This is a genomic window from Bradyrhizobium genosp. SA-3 (assembly GCF_004212635.1).
Classification (GTDB): Bacteria; Pseudomonadota; Alphaproteobacteria; order Rhizobiales; family Xanthobacteraceae; genus Bradyrhizobium.
The window spans coordinates 1-1,209 of sequence record NZ_PSRT01000313.1 but is presented as its reverse complement, the minus strand read 5'-3'; the positions used below and the strand labels follow the sequence as shown (position 1 = coordinate 1,209).

The following is a 1,209-nucleotide window of genomic DNA, read 5'->3' as shown; positions in this document are numbered from 1 at the left end:
CACGGTGCCGGTGGCGGTGCCGTCCTGGCTGGTCACCGTGAACTGATCCTGCACCTGCTGGCCGGCGGTGAGCTCATTGTGGGCACCATTGCCGGTGTAGCTCCAGGCGCCGTTGGCATCGATCGTGAAGTCGCCGTAGCTGCCGTGGACGTTGCTCTGCGCCACGACATGGGCTTCGCCCGAATCCGGGTCGGTGATGCTGAGCTGGCCGCTGGTGTTGAGCGCGTCGGCGGTGTCGGCCTCGGTCACGGACTTTGGATCCGAGCTCACGGTCGCGTTGTCGTTGGTCCCGGTGATGGTCACCGTCACGGTCCCGGTGGCGGTGCCGTCCTGGCTGGTCACCGTGAACTGATCCTGCACCTGCTGGCCCGCGGTGAGCTCGTCATGCGCCCCGTTGCCGGTGTAGCTCCAGGCCCCGTTGGCATCGATGCTGAAGTCGCCGTAGCTGCCGTGGACGTTGCTCTGCGCCACGACATGGGCTTCGCCGCTGTCGGGATCCACAATCGTCAGCTGGCCGCTCGTGTTGAGCGCCGCGGCGGTGTCGCCTTCGGTCACCGCCTTGGAGTCCGACGAGACCGACGCCGCGTCGTTGGTGCCGGTGATGGTGACCGTCACGGTGCCGCTCGCGGTGCCGTCCTGGCTGGTCACCGTGAACTGGTCCTGCACCTGTTGTCCGGCGGTGAGCTCATTGTGGGCACCGTTGCCGGTGTAGCTCCAGGCGCCGTTGGCATCGATGGCGAAGTCGCCATAGCTCCCGTGACCGTTGCTCTGCGCCACGACATGAGCCTCGCCCGTGTCGGGATCGGTGATGGTGAGCTGGCCGCTGGCGTTGAGCGCCGCGGCCGTGTCGCCCTCGGTGACGGACCTGGAGTCCGACGAGACCGTCGCCGCGTCGTTGGTCCCGGTGATGGTCAGCGTCACGGTGCTGGTCGCGGTGCCGTCCTGGCTGGTCACCGTGAACTGATCCTGCACCTGTTGGCCGGCGGTGAGCTCATTGTGGGCGCCGTTGCCGGTATAGCTCCAGGCGCCGTCGGCATCGATCGTGAAGTCGCCGTAGGTCCCGTGACCGTTGCTCTGCACGACGACATGAGCCTCGCCCGTGTCGGGATCGGTGATGGTGAGCTGGCCACTGGTATTGAGCGCCGCTGCCGTGTCGCCCTCGGTGACGGACCTGGAGTCCGACGAGACCGTCGCCGCATCATTGGTCCC

The 1,209-nt window shown here is 67.3% G+C and carries 1 protein-coding gene; it reads right to left on the bottom strand.

Features of this window, described 5'->3' with window-relative positions; translation table 11 throughout:
* Positions 1-1,209 (bottom strand): VCBS domain-containing protein (locus CWO91_RS42230; protein ID WP_208753154.1); only part of this gene is annotated, 1,209 nt, incomplete at both ends.